The 20403-nt window shown below is 72.3% G+C and carries 19 protein-coding genes; 10 read left to right on the top strand and 9 right to left on the bottom strand.

What is annotated here, in order from left to right; genetic code table 11:
* The first annotated feature begins 112 nt into the window (after positions 1–112).
* A complete protein-coding gene (locus ACGFK0_RS32215; protein ID WP_392911750.1) occupies positions 113–1753 on the top strand; it encodes an FAD-dependent monooxygenase in 1641 nt (546 codons plus the stop codon).
* A 62-nt stretch (positions 1754–1815) separates the two neighbouring features.
* Here ACGFK0_RS32215 and ACGFK0_RS32210 read toward each other — a convergent pair whose 3' ends face one another.
* The 4 genes from ACGFK0_RS32210 to ACGFK0_RS32195 all read right to left on the bottom strand — a co-directional run bounded on the left by ACGFK0_RS32210 (position 1816) and on the right by ACGFK0_RS32195 (position 5710).
* The gene (locus ACGFK0_RS32210; RefSeq protein ID WP_392911748.1) at positions 1816–3039 is read right to left on the bottom strand and encodes an FAD-dependent monooxygenase; all 1224 of its coding nucleotides are present in this window, start codon (positions 3037–3039) and stop codon (positions 1816–1818) included.
* Entirely contained in the window at positions 3036–3632 is a 597-nt protein-coding gene (locus ACGFK0_RS32205; RefSeq protein ID WP_392911746.1) for a PadR family transcriptional regulator, read from the bottom strand. The genes ACGFK0_RS32210 and ACGFK0_RS32205 overlap by 4 nt, the downstream gene beginning before the upstream one ends.
* Before the next feature lie 156 nt (positions 3633–3788).
* Positions 3789–4988: a cytochrome P450 gene (locus ACGFK0_RS32200; protein ID WP_392911744.1), complete on the bottom strand. Its 1200-nt coding sequence runs from the start codon at positions 4986–4988 to the stop codon at positions 3789–3791.
* 53 nt (positions 4989–5041) lie between these two features.
* A complete protein-coding gene (locus tag ACGFK0_RS32195; protein WP_392911742.1) occupies positions 5042–5710 on the bottom strand; it encodes a TenA family protein in 669 nt (222 codons plus the stop codon).
* A 139-nt stretch (positions 5711–5849) separates the two neighbouring features.
* On the opposite strand from ACGFK0_RS32195, the gene ACGFK0_RS32190 reads away from it, so the two are divergent.
* Together ACGFK0_RS32190 and ACGFK0_RS32185 are read left to right on the top strand one after the other, a co-directional pair.
* Positions 5850–6602: an SDR family NAD(P)-dependent oxidoreductase gene (locus ACGFK0_RS32190; protein WP_392911740.1), complete on the top strand. Its 753-nt coding sequence runs from the start codon at positions 5850–5852 to the stop codon at positions 6600–6602.
* A gap of 268 nt (positions 6603–6870) precedes the next feature.
* Positions 6871–7371 carry a hypothetical protein gene (locus tag ACGFK0_RS32185; RefSeq protein ID WP_392911738.1) on the top strand — a complete coding sequence of 167 codons (501 nt, stop codon included), beginning with the start codon at positions 6871–6873 and terminating at the stop codon, positions 7369–7371.
* 92 nt (positions 7372–7463) lie between these two features.
* On the opposite strand, the gene ACGFK0_RS32180 is transcribed toward ACGFK0_RS32185, so the two are convergent.
* From ACGFK0_RS32180 to ACGFK0_RS32170, 3 genes are all read right to left on the bottom strand, one after another.
* On the bottom strand, positions 7464–8063 hold the full coding sequence (locus ACGFK0_RS32180) for a nitroreductase family protein (RefSeq protein ID WP_392911736.1): 600 nt from the start codon (positions 8061–8063) through the stop codon (positions 7464–7466).
* 28 nt (positions 8064–8091) lie between these two features.
* Positions 8092–9951: an asparagine synthase (glutamine-hydrolyzing) gene (asnB, locus tag ACGFK0_RS32175; protein ID WP_392911734.1), complete on the bottom strand. Its 1860-nt coding sequence runs from the start codon at positions 9949–9951 to the stop codon at positions 8092–8094.
* 109 nt (positions 9952–10060) lie between these two features.
* Positions 10061–10243 (bottom strand): ferredoxin, encoded by a 183-nt coding sequence (locus tag ACGFK0_RS32170; protein ID WP_392911732.1) that lies wholly within the window; start codon positions 10241–10243, stop codon positions 10061–10063.
* A 203-nt stretch (positions 10244–10446) separates the two neighbouring features.
* On the opposite strand from ACGFK0_RS32170, the gene ACGFK0_RS32165 reads away from it, so the two are divergent.
* Positions 10447–11496: a methyltransferase gene (locus ACGFK0_RS32165; protein ID WP_392911730.1), complete on the top strand. Its 1050-nt coding sequence runs from the start codon at positions 10447–10449 to the stop codon at positions 11494–11496.
* Positions 11497–11522: 26 nt separating this feature from the next.
* Here ACGFK0_RS32165 and ACGFK0_RS32160 read toward each other — a convergent pair whose 3' ends face one another.
* A complete protein-coding gene (locus ACGFK0_RS32160; protein ID WP_392911728.1) occupies positions 11523–12332 on the bottom strand; it encodes an ABC transporter permease in 810 nt (269 codons plus the stop codon).
* 10 nt (positions 12333–12342) lie between these two features.
* Positions 12343–13413 carry an ATP-binding cassette domain-containing protein gene (locus ACGFK0_RS32155; protein ID WP_392911726.1) on the bottom strand — a complete coding sequence of 357 codons (1071 nt, stop codon included), beginning with the start codon at positions 13411–13413 and terminating at the stop codon, positions 12343–12345.
* 95 nt (positions 13414–13508) lie between these two features.
* On the opposite strand from ACGFK0_RS32155, the gene ACGFK0_RS32150 reads away from it, so the two are divergent.
* The 6 genes from ACGFK0_RS32150 to ACGFK0_RS32125 all read left to right on the top strand — a co-directional run bounded on the left by ACGFK0_RS32150 (position 13509) and on the right by ACGFK0_RS32125 (position 20325).
* Positions 13509–14666 (top strand): nucleotide disphospho-sugar-binding domain-containing protein, encoded by a 1158-nt coding sequence (locus ACGFK0_RS32150; RefSeq protein ID WP_392911724.1) that lies wholly within the window; start codon positions 13509–13511, stop codon positions 14664–14666.
* 193 nt (positions 14667–14859) lie between these two features.
* Positions 14860–15876 (top strand): hypothetical protein, encoded by a 1017-nt coding sequence (locus ACGFK0_RS32145; protein ID WP_392911722.1) that lies wholly within the window; start codon positions 14860–14862, stop codon positions 15874–15876.
* Positions 15877–15934: 58 nt separating this feature from the next.
* Positions 15935–16204 carry an acyl carrier protein gene (locus tag ACGFK0_RS32140; RefSeq protein ID WP_392911720.1) on the top strand — a complete coding sequence of 90 codons (270 nt, stop codon included), beginning with the start codon at positions 15935–15937 and terminating at the stop codon, positions 16202–16204.
* 37 nt (positions 16205–16241) lie between these two features.
* Positions 16242–17453, top strand: a complete 1212-nt coding sequence (locus tag ACGFK0_RS32135; RefSeq protein ID WP_392911718.1) for a beta-ketoacyl-[acyl-carrier-protein] synthase family protein — start codon at positions 16242–16244, stop codon at positions 17451–17453.
* Positions 17450–18619 carry a beta-ketoacyl synthase N-terminal-like domain-containing protein gene (locus ACGFK0_RS32130; protein ID WP_392911716.1) on the top strand — a complete coding sequence of 390 codons (1170 nt, stop codon included), beginning with the start codon at positions 17450–17452 and terminating at the stop codon, positions 18617–18619. Before ACGFK0_RS32135 ends, ACGFK0_RS32130 begins: the two co-directional genes overlap by 4 nt.
* A 23-nt stretch (positions 18620–18642) precedes the next feature.
* Positions 18643–20325, top strand: coding sequence for an acetyl-CoA carboxylase carboxyltransferase subunit alpha (locus ACGFK0_RS32125; RefSeq protein ID WP_392911714.1), 1683 nt, complete (start codon positions 18643–18645; stop codon positions 20323–20325).
* Positions 20326–20403: the final 78 nt, after the last annotated feature.

Raw genomic sequence — 20403 nt, 5'->3', positions numbered from 1 at the left:
GGTGGAGGAGCGCTCGAAGGGCACTCGCCGGAGGCGTGGCGTCGCTCGCCGGAGGCGAGTGCGCCTCTAGCCGCCCGTGCGAGCCTCGCCGTGGGAAGGATGGAGGTCGATCATGGACGAGACCGTTCCGGTGCTCATCGTCGGCGGCGGCTACGCCGGGCTGGCGTCCGCACTGTTCCTGGCGCACCACGGGGTGCGCTCGATTCTGGTGGACCGCCATCCGGACGTGTCGGTGCAGGGCCGCGCGCGCGGGATCAACCAGCGGACGATGGAGCTCTACCGGCCGCTCGGCGTCGAGCCGCTGATCCGGGAGGCGGGCCGGCCGTTCGACGGGGAGTCCGGCGTCGTCCGGTGCGAGTCCCTGTCCGGCGAGTGGAACTGGCTGCTCGGCGAGGAGGCGCGGACGTCGCTGCCCGACGTGACGGCGTGCGAGTTCGAGATGGCCGACCAGCGCACCGTGGAGCCGATCCTCATCGAGGCCGCGCGGGCGAAGGGCGCCGACATCCGGTTCGGGACCCGGTGCCTCACGGTCAACCCCGACGCCGGCGGCGTCACCGTCGAGATCGGGGACCGCGACGGCGGGCGGCGGCGCGTCATCCGCGCCGGCCACGTCATCGCGGCGGACGGTTTCCGCGGCCGGACCGGGCCGTCGGCGGGCATCGTCCGCGAGGGTCCGGGCGTCACGCAGAGCTGGGTGACGTTCGTCGTCCGGGCCGACCTGTCGGACATCGTCACCAAGCGCGCGATGTTCTGGATCGTGGTCAACCCCGAGATCGGCGGCTTCGGGTCGTTCCTGACGACCGCCGTCCCCGGCCAGTGGGCGATCAGCTTCACCTACGACCCGGCGGAGGAGTCGCCGGACGACTTCACCGACGACCGCTGCCGCAAGGCGGCCCGCGCGGTGATCGGCGCGGACGTGCCGCTGGACATCGTGGATATCGCCTGCTGGGAGGAGGCGGTGGGCGTCGCGGACCGGTTCCGCGCCGGGCGGGTGTTCGTCGTCGGCGACAGCGCGCACGTGTGGCCGCCCGCGGGCGCGATGGGCGCGAACGCCGCCGTGCAGGACGCCCACAACCTCGCCTGGAAGCTCGCCGCCGTGACCGGCGGCTGGGCGTCGGACGGGCTGCTGGACACCTACGAGGCGGAACGGCGGCCCGCCGCGCTGGCGCTCGCGGACATCACCGTCCGCCGCCAGCAGGCCAGGTTCGGCGACGAGCCCGACGGCGACGACGTGGACGACGTCCTGTGCACGTTCGGGCAGCGCTACGACTCCGCCGCCGTCATCGGCGCCGGGCACGGCCCCGTCTACGGCGGCGGCCTGGACCAGGGCGCGGCGCCCGGCACACGCGCACCGCACCTGTGGCTCGACATGCTCACCGGGGCCACGGACGGCGGGCGGATTGACGGCGAGCGGATCACCGTCCACGACCTGTTCCATGACGCGTTCGTTCTGCTCACCGGCGAGGACGGCGCGGCGTGGACGGACGCGGCGGACAAGATCGCCGCACATTCCGGCGTCCCGCTGCGCGCGTACCGGGTCGCCGGGCCGGCGGACCGCGGGCGCCGGGACGCCGCCGAGCTCTTCGATGTCGAGGGCGTCTTCGACGCCCGCTACGGGCTGGGCCGCGCCGGCGCCGTCCTCGTCCGCCCGGACGGGTACGTCGCCTGGCGGTGCCCGTCGGCGGCCGGTGACCCGCACGCGCAGCTCACCGAGGCCCTGCACCGCGTCCTGCACCCGTCCGCGCGGGCCTGAACGGAGGTTCCGCCCCGGCCCGGCGCCGCGGGGGCTCGGCGTGGGCCGGGGGCGGAACTTGGCTAGCTTCCGGCGGCGGCCGCCGTCTGCGGCGACGTCACCGGGGCGTCCCAGTCGATGAGGTAGCGCTGCTCGGGACCCAGCGTCTTCTCCGGGTTGAGGAACGTCTTCATCATGATGGGCATCATCAGCTTCATCATCGCCTTGGCGAACGTGCCCATCGTCTTGCTGCTGTTGGTCTTGTTGCCGCGGTCGATGACCTTCTCGACCCGTTCGCGGCGCAGCTCCTCGTAGGTGGCGAAGGCGCTCTGCGGGTCGGGGAGGTCGCGCAGGCAGCGGGCGAGCTGCACGGCGCTCTCGATGGCCTGCGAGGCGCCCTGGCCGGAGCTGGAGGACGGCGCGTGCGCGGAGTCGCCGACCAGCACCATCCGCCCCCGGTGCCAGGTCGGCACCTTCGGCATGTTCTCCAGCGAGCCGAGCACGGCCAGGTCGCCGGCCTCGGTGCGCGCGAGGATGTCGCTGCACGGCTTGTCGTCGGCGTACAGCTCGCGCAGCCGCGCGAGCCAGTCGGCCTTGGACGTCTCGCGCGCCTCCGCCGACGACAGCGGCCGGTCGTGGGGCAGGTTCGCGAACCAGGCGGTGCGGTCGTCGGGCTGCACCCAGTAGCCGAAGAAGCCGCGCTTGCCGAAGACGAAGTACGACGACTCGCGGTCGGACGGGACGGCGATGTCGGCGGCCGCGCCGAAGTTCAGCAGCCGGGTCGTGTCGGGCTCCGGCGCCTTCGGGTCGATCAGCCTGCGGACGGTCGACCTGATGCCGTCGGCGCCGACGAGCACGTCGGCGGTCGCGGTGGTGCCGTCGTCGAACCGGGCCGTGACGGCGTCCGGCGACTCCTCGACGTCGACGAGCCGCTTGCCGTACTCGACGCGGATGCCCTGCCCCGCGGCGGTCTCGTGCAGGACGCGGCACAGCGTGTCCCGCCACAGCCCGCGGCTCGGCGGCAGGCCCTCCAGCCCGGGGAACTCGCCGATCTTCTCGCCGAACCCGTCGTACATCTGCCCGCGCGTCAGCGGCTGGCCGATGCCGAGCGCGGCCTCGTACGCGCCGATGATCTTGAGGGCGTTGAGCCCGTTCGGCGCGATCGTGAGCGTGACGCCGACGCCCTCGGCGGTGCTCGCGTACGCCTCGTACACGGTCGCCTCGATGCCGGCCTTCTTGAGCGCCATCGCGGTGGCCGGTCCGGCGATCCCTCCGCCGATGACCAGTGCCGTCCTTGCTGCAGTCATGTTCGGCTCCCAAACAGTTCTTTCCATGTGCGGATGTAGTCCGGGTGCTCCATCGCCTCGATGAGGTCGGCCACGAAACGGCACTCGGCGTCCAGCATGGTGACCCTGTACTGCTCCTCCACCAGGAACACCCACGTGACGCCCTCGGCGGTGGCCGCGTCCACCCGGCCGCGGATCTCGTCGATCTCGGCGGTCAGGGCGGTCAGCCGCGTGTTGAGCAGCCCGGCGGTCTCGTCCGGGGACAGGACGCTCAGCAGCGACAGCGCGACCCCGAAGTGCGGGTACTCGTGCCGCGGCTGCGCGACCAGCTCGCTGAGCCAGTCGTGGAGTTCGGCGCGTCCCTCCCCGGTGAGCGCGTAGACGGTGCGTTCCGGGCGCTGGGTGTCGCGGACGGTCTCCTGCTCGACGATGAAGCCCGCCTTGGCCAGCTGCTTCACCACCATGTAGAGCGAGCCCCGGTTGTAGTTGATGCTGCGGTCCTGCTCGGTCTCCTTCAGCCGCCGGCCGAGCTCGTACGGGTGCATCGGCTCCAGCATCAGCCAGGCGAGCACGGCCAGGGCCAGCGGGTTCCCCACCTTGCGCCGTCTCTCCATCGAAGCCTCCTCACCTCTAGCCAGCTCTGATTATCCAGCCATAAATAGTCAGTGTCAACTATGACATCGCGGACGTACGCCGAAGCCGCCCGTCCCCGGACACGTCAAGGCCCCCGACCTGCACGGCCGGGGGCCTGGACGAGAGGAATCAGTCGTTCACCAGGTGACGGGGACCTCGCTGAAGCCCTCCATGAACCCGCCGAGCCCGCGCGGCAACTCCTCCGCGGGGACGGCGAGGCGGACGTCCGGGAACCGGCGCAGCAGCGTCTCCGTCGCCACCTGCAGTTCCATCCGGGCCAGCGCCGCACCCACGCAGTAGTGGATGCCCGCACCGAACGTCATGTGGTGGTTCTCCTTGCGCCGGATGTCGATCGTGAACGGGTCCTTGAACACCCGTTCGTCGGTGTTGGCGCCCTCCTCCGACAGCAGGACGCTGGTCCCCTCCTTGATCACCGAGCCGTCGGACAGCTCGATGTCGGTCAGGGCGTACCGCAGCGTGCCGATCGACGACCCCATGATCTGCGTGCGCAGCAGCTCCTCGACCGCCGGCTCCACCAGCGACGAATCGGCCTTCACCTGCTCGAACAGGTCCCGCCGGTGCAGCAGCACCGCCGTCCCGGTGCCGATCTGGCTGGCCGTGGTGACATAGCCGGCGATGAGCAGGCTCTGCGTCCAGTGGTGCAGCTCGTAGTCCGACAGCCGGTTGTCGTCCTCGTCCCGGATCTTGATGAGGCTGCCGATGAGGTCGTCGCCGGGATCGGCCCGCTTGGCGACGATCAGGTCCGCCAGGTACGACCACAGGCCCTTGCGGCACTCCTCGACCTCCTCCGGCGGCAGCTTGCTCACCGAGAGGAAGCCGTCCACCAGCCCGCGGAACTTGTCCCGGTCCTCCGGCGGCACGCCCAGCAGCTTGCAGATCACCAGGATCGGCAGCGGGAAGGCCAGCGCCTCGTTCAGGTCGGCCGGCTTCGGCCCGGCCTCCATCGCGTCCAGCAGCTCGTCGGTGACCGACTGCGCGAACGGGCGCAGCAGCTCGATCCGGCGCGCGGTGAACGCCCGCGTGACGAGCCCGCGCATCGCGGTGTGGTGCGGCGGGTCACCGTCGATCTTGGGGTCGACGAACAGGTCGTTGTCCTTGGACACCCGCGCCATGCCCGGACGGGCGATGTTCTTGCTCAGCCGGGGATCGGCGAACAGGCTCCGGACGTCCTTGTAGCGCGTCACCATCACCGCGGTGTCGCCGCTCGGGAGCCGCACGTCGACCTGGGCCTTCTCGTGCAGGCCGCGCAACCGTCCGGGGACCTCCATGACCGGGGTCCATTCGAAGGGATAGGGAATCGGGGTGCTCGAACTCATCTGGTCGGCGACCTTTCTCGTCGGCTGCCCGTGATCTGGCCGGCCCCGCCCGTTCACACCGGCCAGGACGGCCGCCGCAGGCAGCATTCGGCGAACGCCCATTCGTAACGGACGCTGATGGAGAACTGCTCGATGATCAGTTGGCGCTGCCGGGCCGAGCAGCCGTCGCCGGCCCGGTCGACCATGTCCAGGAACGCCTGGACGGCGTACCCGTACGACTCGCCCGGGTGGTAGACCTCGATCCACGGCGCGTACCGCGAACCCGGCTCGACGCCGCGCTTCAGCCCGTCGGAGACCTCCGCGTTGAACCACACCATGGGGAGCAGCGCGCCGAGACCGTCGTGGAACGACCGTGCGCTCGCGGCGGCGAAGAACGACGCGTGCGCGTGGGTCGCCGGGTCGACCGGGGCCTGCTCGCCCAGCTTGGGCAGCCCCAGATCGCCGGCCAGGCCCGCGTACGCCTCACGCAGCCGGCCGGCGGCCTCCAGCGTCCCGACGATCGACTGGCCGAGCAGGCAGGCGTCGAGGTCGTCCGGCGCCACCGCGGCACACCGGGCCAGTGCCCGCGCGTAGGCGGGCAGCAGGTGCCCGGTGTCCTGCTGGACGAAATGGGCGAGCGACTCACCCGGCAGGGAACCGTCCCGGAGACCGGACCAGAACGGATGGTCGTGGACCTTCCGCAGGACAGGGTCCCTGATCTCCCTGAGTTCGTCGTGAAGCATCCGTCTCCCCCATCGCAAGGCACGGCTCGGGCTCCGACGCGGACGCTACGGACCGGCGCTCGAAATCTCCTGGAAGGCGTCCCGAGGTCTTGGAACGCGTCCCGAGCCGCCTTCGAGCCGTCCGATGGACATTGCGTCCATGGATCTCGGATTGACGGACAGGCGGGTGCTCATCACCGGCGGCACCCGGGGCATCGGGCGGGCGACCGCGCACGCCTTCGCCGCCGAAGGCGCAAGGGTCGCCCTCACCTTCCACAGCTCCGACACGGCCGCGAAGGATCTCGCGGAGGAGCTGGGCGGCGACGGGCGGGCGCTCGCCCTGCGCTGCGACCTCGCCGACCCCGGCTCCATCCGGCGGGCGGTCCGGGACGTCGAGGACGCCTGGGGCGGCGTCGACGTCGTCGTGGCCAACGCGCAGACCTGGGTGTGGGTCGACCCCGAGAACGTCCCGCCGTACCAGGACCAGCCCATGGACCACTGGCTCGGCCTCTTCCGGGAGAACGTCGAAGGCCATATGTGGACGGTGCGTGAGGCCCTCGGCGGCATGAGGGAGCGCGGCTGGGGACGGATCGCTCTCCTGTCATCCATCACCGCGCACTACGGCAACCCCGGCTCGGAGTTCTACAGCGCGGCCAAGGCCGCCCTGCACGGGTTCGCGCGGTCGCTGATGTGGACGCGCGACGGCGTCCTGGCCAACGTGGTGGCCCCCGGAGCCACCCTCACCGAGAGCCTGGACGCGGTGGACCCCGTCCTCCTGGAGAAGGCGACGGAGGAGACCCCGAGCGGCCACCTCAGCACGGCCGACGACGTGGCCCGTCTGATCGTCTTCCTGTGCTCCGAGGCGAACGGCAACGTCAACGGCGAAGTAGTCCACACCGCCGGCGGCCGCTGACCAAACCCCGCTCGCCTTGTCAGCATCACCCCAGCCGATCCCGAACCACGAGCCCTGCCACGTACCGGTATCAGCGTCAGCCGGTGCACACAGCCGTGATCCATCACGCCTATGCAAGAGCATCCTGCCCTGGCGGCCCCGGCTGCTGCACTCCTCCGTTCTCGATCAACGGAACTCCCGACGTCGACGAACATGAGGCACAGAAGATTCGAAGGCGGATGCGGCAGCACGATGCCAAGGTGACCGCACGACGGGAAGAGGAGGACTGATGAGCACCTACTGGTTCGAGCTTGAGATCGGGCCGGTCAGCGATCTTGAGGAGGCCGCTGAGCGGCTGTACTCGCGTTGCGGTGACGGTCAACTCTCCGGCGACGAGCAGGGTGGCACCATCCTGTTCTCACGCGAGGCGCGCAACGCGACCGAGGCGATCCTGTCGGCCATCGACGACAGCGAGCGCAGTGGACTGTCGGTGACCGGCGCCATGGAGGACCTGGTCACCATCGACGACATCGCCGAGAAGACCGACAGGTCTGCCCCAGCGTTGGACACTGGACGACCGGTGAACGCGGTCCTGGAGGTTTTCCCACTCCGGCCATTCATCGCGGCAGTCGCATCAAGCTGTACTCCTGGGCACAGGTGTCTCGTTGGCTGGCTGATGCCGGATTCAACACGTGCGACCAGCGAGCGATCCCGGTCGATGATCGCACCTACTTCGGCCAGCGAGAGGTCTCGCTCGTGTCGCTGTCTGCGCAGTTCAAAGGCTATGTGATCCCACAAGTTCCCATCTGGATCGAACGGGGGGAGCGAGCTGCTGTTGAAGCACCGCATGTCCCCGCCCCGGGAGTGGGCCTGATTGCGGTGTTAGCGGCGCCACTCGACTAGGTCTTCGTTGGGCCTGCGCGTCGCCGCGCCCGGGGGGACCGGGGTCTTCACGGTGTCGTCGAGGTGGCCGACGGTGATGATGCCCGCGAGGGACACGTCTTCGGGCAGGTCGACCACGTCGGCCAGGGACTTCAGCTCGTCGGTGTAGACGGAGCTGACCATTCCCGTCGCCAGGCCCTCGTTCAGGGCGGCCAGTTGCAGCAGCATGAACAGGGCGCCGCAGTCGAACCACCAGAACGGGACCGGCCAGGGGATCTCGGAGTATCCCTCCCGGATGTCCCCGGCCGCGTTGTAGCGCTCGTGGTAGGAGTCCTCGCGCGTGCACACGTAGAGGTGGACGGGCGCCGAGGCGATCCAGCGGGGGAAACCGAGTTCCACGTAGCGGGCTTCGGCGATGTCGGCGGCCGCCTGGCGCAGCTTCGGGTCGGTGACGACGACGACGCGGTGACCCTGGCTGAAGCCCGCGCTGGGCGCGCGGCGCAGCCCCTCCAGGATGCGCAGGATCGCCTCATCGGAGACGGGCTCGTCGGTGTAGCTGCGCTCCATCCGGCGCCGGCGCAGGACGTCCGAGAAATCCATGCTGGTCTCCTCTTCTCACATGACGCCGTCAGATGGCCAGTTCGACGCCGTAGGTTTCGAGCCACGTGTTGAACTCCAGTGCCATCTCGATGTTCATCCTGCTGACCCACTCGTGGGCGATGCTCGACGGCTCGTCGATCGTGCGGCGCATGGCGGCCGTGTCCAGGAACGGCAGCGCGGGGGACGACGGGTCGGCCAGCATGTCCCGCAGCTCCTCGTGGAGCATCGCCGCGTAGGCCGGGTCCTGGGTGACCGGCCACGGGCTCTTCGTCCGCTTCAGCACCGACTCCGGCACCAGGTCGGCGACGGCCGCGCGCAGGATGCTCTTCTCCCGGCCATCGAACGTCTTGAACGCCCACGGCGTGTTGTACATGTACTCGACGAGCCGGTGGTCGGCGTACGGCACGCGCAGCTCCAGGCCGTGCGCCATGGAGAGCCGGTCGCCGCGGTCGAGCAGCATCGGCAGCCACCAGGTGAGGGTGGTGTAGGCGACGTCGCGCATCCGGCGTTCGCCGTCGCTCTCGCCGTCCTGGTGCGGCGCCTCGGCCACCGCTTCCTGGAAGTGGTCGGCGTAGTAGACGCCGAGTTCCAGCTTGTCCATGAGCCCGCTGTCGAACAGGCCGCGGCCCTGGCCCTTGGGGGAGCCCGGCTGCCGCGGCTCGTTCGCCGTCCACGGGAACGTCCCGGCGTTCAGCAGTTCGGGGTCGTGCATCCAGTTGTAGCCGCCGAAGATCTCGTCGGCGACCTCACCGGCGAGCGCCACCGTGGAATGCGACTTGATCCGGCGCGAGGTGAGGTAATTGGACGTGTCCATGTCGCCGAGCGTCGTCGGCATGTCCTGCGCCAGCAGCACCTGCCGGCGCGTCTCCCGGTCCATCAGATCGGCGGTGCCCAGCACGATCGGGACGTGGTCGGTGCCGAGATGCCGGGAGACCTCGGCCGCGTACGGCTCGTCGGGGGAGAAGCGGACGTCGTCCGGCTGGAACTTCTTCGCGTACTCGTCGAACGTGGTCACGAACGTCCGGACGCGTTCGCCCTCAAGTTGCCAGCGCCATTTCGCGGCGATCGCGGTCAGGGCACTGGAGTCCACGCCGCCCGAGAGGGCCGTGCACAGCGGGACGTCCGCGACGAGTTCGCGGAGCACGATCTCCTCCAGCAGCGACCGGACATGCCGGACGGTGCCGTCGACGTCCTCGGTGTGCGGACGCGCCTCCAGCCGCCAGTACGTCGTGTCGGTCACGCCGTCGCGTCCCACGGTCAGCAGGTGGCCGGGACGCAGCTCCGCCATGTCGCGGAACACCGCCTGCCCCGGCCTTTTCGCCGTGGCGAACAGCTCCCGCAGCCCGTCGACGTCGACGACCGGGCGGACCAGCCGGTTCGCGAGCAGCGCCTTCGGCTCGGAACCGAACAGGACCCCGTCCGGCCGCATCGAGTAGAACAGCGGCTTGACGCCGAGCCGGTCGCGGACCAGCACCAGCTCCTCGCGGCGCACGTCCCAGATGGCGAACGCGAAGATGCCCTCCAGCCGCTCGGCGAAGCCGGTGCCCCACTCCAGGTAGGCGCGGAGCACCACCTCGGTGTCGCTGCGGGTGCGGAACCGCTGCCCGCACGCCTCCAGCTCGCTGCGCAGCTGCTTGAAGTTGTAGACCTCGCCGTTGTAGACGATCACGGCGAGGGGACGGCCGTCCTCCTCGACGGTCAGCGGCTGCGCGCCGCCGGCCAGGTCGATGATGGACGTCCGGGTGTGCCCGAGGGCGGCGTGCCCCCTGATCCACACGCCCCGCGCGTCCACGCCCCGTTTCGCCAGCGTCTCGGTCATGGCCCGCAGAGTCGGTGCCTCTCCGGCGAGATCACGCCCGAAGTCCACCCAGCCGACGATGCCGCACATCCACGTCTCCCTCTCAGTCGTTCCGGCTGCGGGTCCGCAGCGGGCCCGCTCGATGTGGATCTGATCGATGTGGATCTGGTCGATGGATCTGATCGATGTGGAAGTGGACCTAGTCGATGTGGATCGACCGGGTCGGGCAGCCTCGCGCCGCGGTCCGGACCGCCTGGTGCAGATCGTCCGGCGGGTCCGCGTCCAGGAGTTCGACGGTGCCGTCCTCGTCCTGGTCGAAGACTTCGGGGACGCGGTAGACGCACAGGCTCGCCACCGCACACGTCTCCTTGGTCACGCTCACACGCACCGCACATCACCGTCCCGGATCTTCACCGCCGTGTGGGTCCTGCTGGGCCCTGTTCCCGGTGGAACTGTGCGGGGTGGAGGTCGCGCGACGCTCGAAGATCGGTACAGCACCGGGCCGGGACGTCCGGGCGTCTCGACCGAGGCTCCACCCCGGTGCGGCACGGTCACCGGGACGTGTCGGCGACGGAAGGACGTCCGGTGACTGTGCGCACGGCCCCAGACATCGGTTCTGTGCAGGGCATCCTCCGCCTCGGCAACGCCTACTGCGAGGCGCAGGCGCTGCTGACGGCGGTCGAGCTCGGCCTTTTCACCGCGTTGCACAAGGCGCCCGGCACCGAGCAGGACGTCCGTGACCGCCTGGCCCTCGACGGGCGCGGTCTGCGCGACTTCCTGGCGCTTCTGGCCGGGCTCGGCCTGCTGGAGGAGGAGGGCGGCCGGTACCGCAACGCCGAGGGCGCCGACCGCCACCTGGTCAGCGGCACGCCCGGGTACGTCGGCGGGTCCCTGCTGGGCGCCAAGGCGAACCTGTACCCGCTGTGGAACGGGCTGACCGAGACGCTGCGCACCGGAAGGCCGCGCGCGGAGGCGGACGGCTTCGACGCGATGCTCGGCGACCCCGCGGAGCTGCGGCGCTACGTCCGGATGATGGAGGGCGCGCTGCGGCCGCTCGTCCCGGAACTGCTGAAGGCGGTCGACTGGCCGGCGCACCGGTCCGTCCTGGACGTCGGCGGCTGCGCGGGCGACCTGGTGGGACGGCTCGTCGCCGACCATCCGGGGCTGACCGGGCACGTGTTCGACCTCCCCCAGATGCGGGCCCCGTTCGACGAGCGGATGGCGGCGCTGGGGCTGTCCGGGAGGGCGGTCTTCCACGCCGGTGACTTCTTCCGCGACCCGCTCCCCCGCGCGGACGTGCTGGTCTTCGGGCACGTCCTGCACAACTGGTCGCCGGGACGGCGGGAGATCCTGATGCGCAAGGCGTTCGAGGCCGTCAACCCCGGCGGTGTGCTGCTCGTCCACGACCGGATGCTCACCGAAGGCGGCGCCGACGGCGGCGCGGACGGCGGCGCGGACGGCGGCGTTGACGTAGACGCCCATGTCGCGAGCCTCATCATGGCCCTGGTCACCGAGGAGGGGTCGGAGTACGGCGCCGGCGAACTGACCGCGCTGGCGGACGCGGCAGGGTTCACGTCGACGTCGTGCCGGCCGCTCGCCGAGAACGAGACGCTGGTGCTCTGCCACAAGGGCTGAGCGGCGGCCCCACCCGGGCAGGCGGGTCAGCCGCGCCGGAAGACGGCCACGGCCAGGCCCGCGAAGACGACCATGATGACGGCGCACCAGGCGAGCGCCCGCGGCACGAAGTAGCCGGCGTCGTGCCCGAGGACGTGGACGGCGTGGTCCCCCAGCGTCAGGGCGCGGACGGCGTCGGCCATCGAGGTCATCGGCTGGTTCTCGGCGAACGCGCGGAGCCAGCCCGGCATGGTGTCGACGGGCACGTACGCGCTCGACCCGAACGTCACCGGGAAGACCAGCAGGGACAGGCCCTGCGCGGCCTGCCCGTTGCGGGCCAGCAGGCCCAGCGTGATGAAGACCCAGCTGAACGCGAGCCCGAACACCAGGCACAGGCCGAACGCCGCCAGCGCGGCCAGGGCCGTGCCGTGCGGGCGGAAACCGATGCCGAACCCGACGAGGGCCGCGATCGCGAGGCTCCACGCGAGTACGGCGGTGTCGGCGACGACCCGCCCGGTCAGCACCGCCGCGGACGGCGACGGCAGCGACCGCAGCCGGTCGACGAACCCGGTGTGCAGGTCCTCGGCCATCACGACGGCGGTCCCGATGAGCGTGAACGGCACCCCGGCGGCGATGAAGCCGGGGACGGCGAAGTCGACGTAGTCCAGGCCCTTGTAGGTGCCGAACGCCCCGCCGAACACGTAGCGGAACGTCACCAGGAACCCCACGAGCTGCACCGTCCCGACGATGACGAGCTGGGGGGTGCGCAGGAAGGTCAGCACTGCCCGTTTCGCAACGAGGAACGTGCCCATCGCCAGGCCGGCACCCCGGCCCCCGGCGGTCGCGCTGACGGTCATGGTCGTCTCCTCAGGCGTCGGTGGGGCTGTCGGTGGCGGTCTCGGTGGGGCTGTCGGCCGGGGTTTCGGCGGGGGTTTCGGTGGGGGTCTCGGTCGGGGTTTCGGTGGGGGACGCCTTTCCGGTGAGGGCGAGGAACACCTCGTCGAGGCTCGGGCCGCGCACCCCGATGTCGGCGACCGTCACCCCGGTCGCCTCCGCCGCGCGCAGCCCGTCGACCAGCGCGTGGACGGCCCCGCCGTCGCCGACGCCCGCGCTGACCCGGCGCACCGCCGCGTCGATCTGCGGTTCGTGGCCCGCCCGCGCGAGCACCGCGGCGATCGCCGCCAGGTCCGCCTCGTCGCGCACGTGGACCTCCAGCACGTTGCCGCCCACCCGGCGTTTCAGCTCGGCGGGCGACCCCGCCGCCACCGCGCGGCCGTGGTCGATGATGACGATGTGCCCGGCGAGCCGCTCGGCCTCGTCCAGGTACTGGGTGGTGAGCAGCACGTCGGTGCCGCGTTCGACGAGCCCGTCGATGGCGTCCCACAGGTCCAGGCGCGCCCGCGGGTCGAGGCCGGTCGTCGGTTCGTCGAGCAGCAGCAGCCGCGGCTCGCTCACCATGCTGGCGCCGAGGTCCAGCTTGCGCCGCATCCCGCCCGAGTACGTCCGGACGAGCCGGTCCGCCACGTCCGTCAGGCCGAAGCTCTCCAGGACGGCCGTCGCGGCGGCCCTGGCCGCTCGGGCGGACTGCCCGTACAGGCGCGCGACCAGCTCCAGGTTCTCGCGGCCGGTCATGGCGGGCTCCACCGACGCGAACTGGCCGGCGAGCCCGATGGCGCGGCGCACCGCCCGCGGGTCGCGGCGCACGTCGTGGCCGGCGACCCGCAGCACGCCCGCGTCGGGCTTCACCAGCGTCGCCACGGACCGGACGAACGTCGTCTTCCCCGCCCCGTTCGGCCCGAGGACCGCGACGACCTTGCCCGGCATGACGTCGAGGTCGAGCCCGTCCAACGCCGTCGTCCTGCCGAAACGCTTCACCAGGCCACGCGCCTCGATGGTCGGTCCGGTCATGGCCTGCTCGGCCTCGGTCGGTCTGGTCACCGCCGCCTCCCTCCGCACACCCGGGGGCAGTCGATCACCGCGGGCTTGAGCGGCACTGGAGCCGACGGCGAGCGGCCGGTGGTGCGGTGGTGGCCATGCGCGTCATCTTCGCCACCTGGGCGTGGCCGTCACATCTGTACGCAATGGTCCCGCTCGCGTGGGCCTGCCGGGCCGCCGGGCACGAGGTGCTGATCGCGAGCGAGCCGGAACTGACCGGGACGATCCTGCGCACCGGGCTGCCCGCCGCGCCGGTCGGCCGCGACGTCGACGCGGTCGCCGTCTTCCGCGACATCGTGCATCCGCCGGAGGGGCGGCCGGGCAAGGGCGGCGGCGGCCCGCGCGTCCTCGGGCTGCTGGGCGACCTGGCCGAGTCCATGACCGGTGATCTCATGAAGCTCGCCGAGGGCTGGCGCGCGGACCTGATCGTGTACGAGCCCACGGCGTTCGCCGGGCCGCTGGCCGCCGCCGCGGTGGGCGTCCCGGCGGTCCGGCACCTGTACGGGGCGGACCTGCTGAGCGGTGCGGGCAGGTTCCTCCCGGACGTGCTCGCCCCGATGTGCGAGAAGCTCGGCCTGGACGGCGCCGAACCGTTCGGCGCCGCCACCGTCGACCCGTGCCCGGCGGGGCTGCAGGTCCCGACCGGCTCCCGGCGGCTGCCGATGCGCTACGTCCCCTACAACGGGCCGGGGGTCCTTCCGCCGCCGAGCCCGCGTCCCGCCGCCCGCCGCCCGCGCGTGTGCGTCACCTGGGGCACCACCTACAGCAGGCTGGACCCGCGGCTGTTCCTCGCCGGGGACGCCGTCCGGGCCATCGCCGCACTGCCGGTGGACGTGATCGTGGCGGTCGCCCCCGGGCAGCGCGACCTCCTCGGCCCGCTCCCGCCGGAGGCGCATGTCGTCGAGGGCGCGCCGCTGCACCTGCTGCTGCCGAGATGCGACGCCGTCATCGCGCAGGGCGGCGCCGGGACGATCCTCACCGCGCTGGACAGCGGGCTGCCGCAGGTACTCGTCCCGCGCCTGCCCGACCATGTGCGGCACGCGGCCCGCATCGCGGAGACCAACGCCGGGGTGGTGCTCCCCGCACCGGGGGTGGAGGCCGCCGCGATCCGGGACGGGCTCACCGCCGTCCTCGACGACCCCGCCCACCGGGACGCCGCGCGGGCGCTGCGGGACGAGATGCGCGACCAGCCGCCGCCCGCGCGGGTCGTCGCCGAACTCGCGCACATCGGCGTGGGCGCCACGGCCGGCCGGTGACCACCGTGACCGCATGGACCGCCGCATGACGTCCGCGTCGAGCCGTTCGCGAGCCGCCTTCGATCTCGCGTGGACAGGCTCGGTGCGGGCCGTCCCGGCCGTACGCAGACCACGGACACGAGCAGGCCACACGAGCAGGCCACACGAGCAGGCAACGAACACGAGCAGGCAACGAACACAACGGGAGCACACGGTGGGTTCCTCCCCGGAATTCGAGCACGAGTCCTTCGCGCGGCGGCACCGCGGAGGGATGCTGCTGGAAAGGCACGGCCTCGACCTCTATCCGCATCCCTTCCTGGGCTTCACCCTCTCCCCCGGCCACCGCTCCGACGTCATCAACATCGACGACGAGGGGTTCCGGCTGTCGGACTCCCCGTCGGGCACGGTCGACTGCGCCGGCTGGCTCGCCGGCGGCGGAGGCGGCATCGTGCTCGGGAACTCGGTGGCGCTCGGCCTCGGCGCGACCGCGGACCGGTTCACCCCCGCCTCGCACCTGGCGGACCTGACCGGGATCAGCTGGCTCAACCTCGGCCTGTGCGCGGCGATCTCGCTGCAGGAGGTCATCGCCGCCGCGCCGTTCCTGCACGCCGCGTCCGACGTCGCGATCATCGGCGGCGGCACCGACCTGGTCAACCAGTTCGGCTCACTGACCCCGGACGGCGCCTACGGGACGATCTCCTACGAGCGGACGTTCGACGACCTCGTCCGCGTCCCGGTGTTCGACCTCGCCGCGCTCGCCGCCGGCAAACCCGTCCCCGACCTGGACGAACGGCGCCTCGCCCCGCGGGCGACCCGGCCGTGGGACCTCGCCGAGGCGCAGGCCCGGATGGAGGACACCGCCCGCCGCAGGCTCCGCGACCTCGCGCTGCTCGCGCGGGCCGCCGCGCCGGGCACCCGGATCGTCCTGTGCCTGCAGCCCCTCGCGACCCCCCGCACCCGCGACCTGACGGCAGCGGAGCGGGAACGCTTCGACTTCGACGCCCCCGTCTTCGGCATCCTCCACAGCACCCTGGAGAAGTGCTGGGACGCCTACGCCGCCCTGCTCGCGGAGGGCTGCGCCGAGCTGGGGGTGTCGTTCCTCAACATGTCCGCCGACCGGTTCGAGGGGGACGCCTTCGCCGACATCGTGCACCCGCACGACGACGGCAACCGGCAGGCGGCGCGGATGATCCAGCGGACCCTCGACGAAGCGCCCCTCCCCACCCTCTGAGCCCCCACCCTCTGAGCCCCCACCCTCTGAGCCCCCCACCTTGTGAAAGGCATATGCGATGACCCAGGCGGCGACCACCCGGACCGAGCAGATCCAGCAGTTGCGCGACATCCTCACCGACGTCCTGGAGGTCGAGCCGGACGAGCTGACGGAGACCAGCCACTTCGTGAACGACCACGGCGCCGACTCGCTGATGGCCATCGACATCATCTCCAGCATCGAGCGGGACATGGGCGTCCACCTGCCCAACGAGGTGCTGCCGGAACTGACGACGCTGACGGCCGTGCTGGAGGTCCTGGAGCGCTACAGCAGGGCGTCCGATGAGTGAGCGACCCATGAGTGAACGTCCCATGAGTGAGCGTCCGATGAGTGAGCGCGTGGTCGTGACCGGGCTCGGCGCCGTCAGCAGCCTCGGGACCGGCGCCCACGTGTTCGCGCGGGCCGTCCGCGAGGGACGCAGCGGCGTGTCGCCCATCCGGAGCTTCGACACCACCGGGTTCCCGTACACCTACGCGGGGGAGGTCGGCGACTTCGAGCCGGAGCGGATCCTGCACCGGCTGGAGACCGGCCGGTGGGGACGCAGCGCCCTGTTCGCCGCGTCGGCCGCGCGGCTGGCCGTCGAGGACTCCGGCATCGACCCCGGCCGGATCTCCGCCGAGGTCACCGGCTCGGCGATGGGAACGACGTTCGGCGAGTCCGCCGTGATCGAGGCGCTCACCGGCCAGTCGGTCGAGGGCGGCATGAAGGCGCTCGACCCGGCGCTCGTCCCGCAGGCCCCGGCCGGGCGGATCGCCGCCGCGGTCAACGCCGAACTGGCGCTCACCGGCGAGGCCCACACGATCGCGACGGCCTGCTCGGCGAGCAACTACGCGCTCGGCTACGCCTACGACATGATCCGCACCGGCGAGGCCGCGTTCATGCTCGCGGGCGGCGCGGACTCGGTGAACCGGTGGTCGCACGCCGGGTTCTACCGGCTCGGCGCCCTCGCCGAGTCGGTGTGCCGCCCGTTCGACGCCGGCCGCTCGGGGATCCTCACGGCCGAGGGCGGCGTCGCGCTGTTCCTGGAGACGCTCGACGGCGCGGTGGCGCGCGGCGCGCGCGTCTACGCCGAGGTCCTCGGCTACGGCGTCAACTGCGACGCCAAGCACCCCGTCGCGCCCGACCCGACGAGCATCGCCGCGTGCGTCCGCGCGGCGCACCAGGACGCGGGGGTGCGCCCGGCGGACATCGACTACATCTGCGCGCACGGCACCGGTACGCCCACCAACGACGCCACGGAGGTCGCGGCGATGCGGACCGTGTTCGGTGACGCGCTCCCGCCGATCAGCTCGATCAAATCCATGATCGGGCACACGATGGGCGCGGCCAGCGGGTTCGGCGCGCTGATCTGCTGCATGGCGCTGCACGAGGGCTTCCTGCCGCCCACCGCGAACGTGGCCGCACCCGATCCGGCGCTGGGGGACGGGCTGGACTGCGTCCCCGGCACCGGACGCGCCGCGTCACCGCGGATCGTCCAGAACAACGGGTTCGCGTTCGGCGGCAACAACGCCATCACCGTGCTGGGACGAGTGGCATGACGCCCGCGCAGGCCCCGACCCGGGCACCGGCACGGGCGGCGGCGACCACGATCGTCGCGCCGCTCGTCATCACCGGCTGCGGCGTGGTCTCACCCGCGGGCCACGGCCTGGCGCCGCTCACCTCGGCGGGCGGGCCGCAGGCCGCCGACCTCGACGCGATCGGCGGCGACTTCCCGCCGATGGCGCTGGCCGCGGCACCGGACCTGCGGGTCGCGGAGTCCCTCGGCACGAAGGGGATCCGGTCGCTGGACCGCACCACCCTGCTCGCCCTGGTGGCCGCGCACCACGCCCTCGGGGGGCTCGGCGCGCCCCTGGCCGACGCGGAACGCGCGCGGACCGGCGTCGTGATCGGCAGCAGCACCGGCAGCGTCCGCAGTTCCAGCGAGTTCTCCCGGGAGACGCTCGTGCGGGACAAGCCGTACCTGGTGCGCGCCAACCGCTTCCCCAGCGCGGTCATGAACTTCTGCGCCGGCCAGCTCGCGATCTGGAACTCCCTGCGCGGGGTGAACGCCACGATCGCCGACGGCCGCCTGTCGGGGCTGGCCGCCGTCCGCTACGCGCGCAACGCGATCGCGCGGGGGCGGGTCGACCGTGCCCTGGTCGGCGCGGCGGAGGAGCTGTGCGCCGAGTCCGCCTGGGCCTGGCACCACTCCGGCGCCCTCGCGCCGGGGACGGCGGTCGGTGAGGGCGCGGCCGTGTTCGTCGTCGAGACACCGGACGGGGCGGCGGCGGCCGGGCGGACACCGCTGGCCGAGCTCCTCGCCTGCGAGGTCGGAACCCCAGGTTCCGGGGGTATGCGCACGTCACTGGCGGGATGCGTCGACCGTGCGCTGCGGCGCAGCGGCGTCTCCGCCGCCGACGTCGACACCGTTTCGCTGGGCGCGACGGGAATCCGGGGGCTGCGGGCCGCCGAGGAGGACGCCGTCCGGGCCGCCCTTCGCCGTTCGCCCGCGGACGGGCCGCCGCCGCACTGGATCCGGCCGGCGGCACGGCTGGGCGAGAGCTACAGCGCGAGCGGCGCACTGCAGATCGCCGCCCTGATCGCCGCCTGGCAGGCCACGGACGCCGCGGAGGACTCGGTGGCCATCGTGACCTCGCTCGGAGACGACGGCCACGCCGGATGCCTCGTGATGCGCCGCCCCCAGCCCGCTTCAACCGGCCATTGAGCCCGCCGGGTCACGCTTCAGACGTGACTGCGCCAACTGCGGTATGGACCCGCTGCCCCCAGTGCTCAGAACTGATCTACGGCGGCCGCTACGAACGCATCCTGCGGACATGCCCCGGATGCGGCCGCCACGACCGGCTCACCGCCGGGCAACGCGTCGAGCAGCTCCTGGACGCGGGCTCGGCCGAGCCGCTGGCTCCCCCGCGGGTACCGGACGACCCGCTCGGCTTCACCGACTCCCGCCCCTACGTGGAGCGGCTCCGCGAGGCCCGCGCGGAGACCGGCATGACCGACGCCGTCCTGTGCGTCACCGGCGAGGTGATCGGGCGTCCCGTCGTGGCGGCGGTCATGGACTTCCGGTTCATGGGCGGCAGCCTCGGCGGCGGGGTCGGGGAGGCCATCACCCGCGCGGCGGAGACGGCGCTGCGGCTGCGCCGGCCGCTCATCATCGTCACCGCGTCGGGCGGCGCCCGGATGCAGGAGGGTGCCCTCGCGCTGATGCAGATGGCGAAGACCAGCCAGGCGCTCGCCGAACTGGACGAGGCCGGCATCCTCACCATCTCGCTCATCAGCGACCCGACGTACGGGGGCGTCGCCGCCTCCTACGCGACCCTGGGGGACGTCATCCTGGCCGAGCCCGGCGCACGCGTCGGCTTCGCCGGGCCACGGGTCATCCGGCAGACGATCCAGGCCGACCTGCCCGAGGGGTTCCAGACGGCCGAGTTCCTGCTCACCCGGGGGCTGGTGGACGCGGTCGTCCCCCGCACCGCGCTCCGGACGACGATCGCCGACCTGCTCGAAGCCCAGCATCCGGTGCGTCCGCGCAAGCGGGGCGGCCCGCCCGCCACCGAGCCGCCGGCCACGACGACGCCGACGACGGCGGCGGCGAGCACGCGGCTGATCCGCGACCCGGCGCTGCTTCCCGACCTCGACCCCGAACAGGTGATCAAGGCGGCGCGGCACGAGAACCGCCCGAACACCCTCGAATACGCGAACCAGCTGCTCGACGGCTTCCAGGAGCTGCGCGGCGACCGGCTCACCGGCGACTGCCCGGCCATCGTGGGCGGCGTCGGGCGGCTCGGCGACCGGCAGGTCGTCCTGATCGGGCACCAGAAGGGCCGCGACACCGCCGAGCGGGTGCGGCGCAACTTCGGCATGGCGCTACCGGAGGGATACCGCAAGGCCGCGCGCCTCATGCGGCTGGCGGTCAAGCTGGGGCTGCCGATCCTCACCCTGGTCGACACGCCGGGCGCGCATCCCGGCATCGGCGCGGAGGAGCGCGGGCAGGCGTGGGCGATCGCGGAGAACATCCGGCTCATGTCCGGGCTGCCCGTCCCGGTCATCGCGGCGATCACCGGTGAGGGAGGCAGCGGCGGCGCGCTCGCGCTCGCCGTCGCCGACCGGGTACTGGCCTGCGCCGGCGCCATGTACTCGGTGATCAGTCCGGAGGGCTGCGCGGCGATCCTGTGGAAGGACCAGTCCGCCGCGCCCCGGGCCGCCGCCGCGCTGCAGATCGGCGCCCGCGACCTGCTCGGCAACGGCATCGTCGACGCCGTCGTCCCCGAGCCGGACGGCGGCGCCCACCACGACCCCTCCCAGGCCGCCGAGCTGCTGCGCGCCGCGCTCGACGAGGCGCTCGCGGAGGTCGCCGGCCTCCCCCCGGCGGAGCTGGTGGCGCAGCGCCGCCGCCGCTTCCGCCGCTACTAGGAGCCACCCGCCACCAGGCCACCCGCCACCAGGAATCCGCCGTCCGCCGCGCCAGCCCGCGCGGTCAACGAGAGGAAG

It is taken from the genome of Spirillospora sp. NPDC048823, assembly GCF_043198445.1.
Taxonomy (GTDB): domain Bacteria; phylum Actinomycetota; class Actinomycetes; order Streptosporangiales; family Streptosporangiaceae; genus Spirillospora.
Note: the sequence above shows the minus strand (reverse complement) of the source record. Positions and strands in the feature narration are given on the sequence as shown.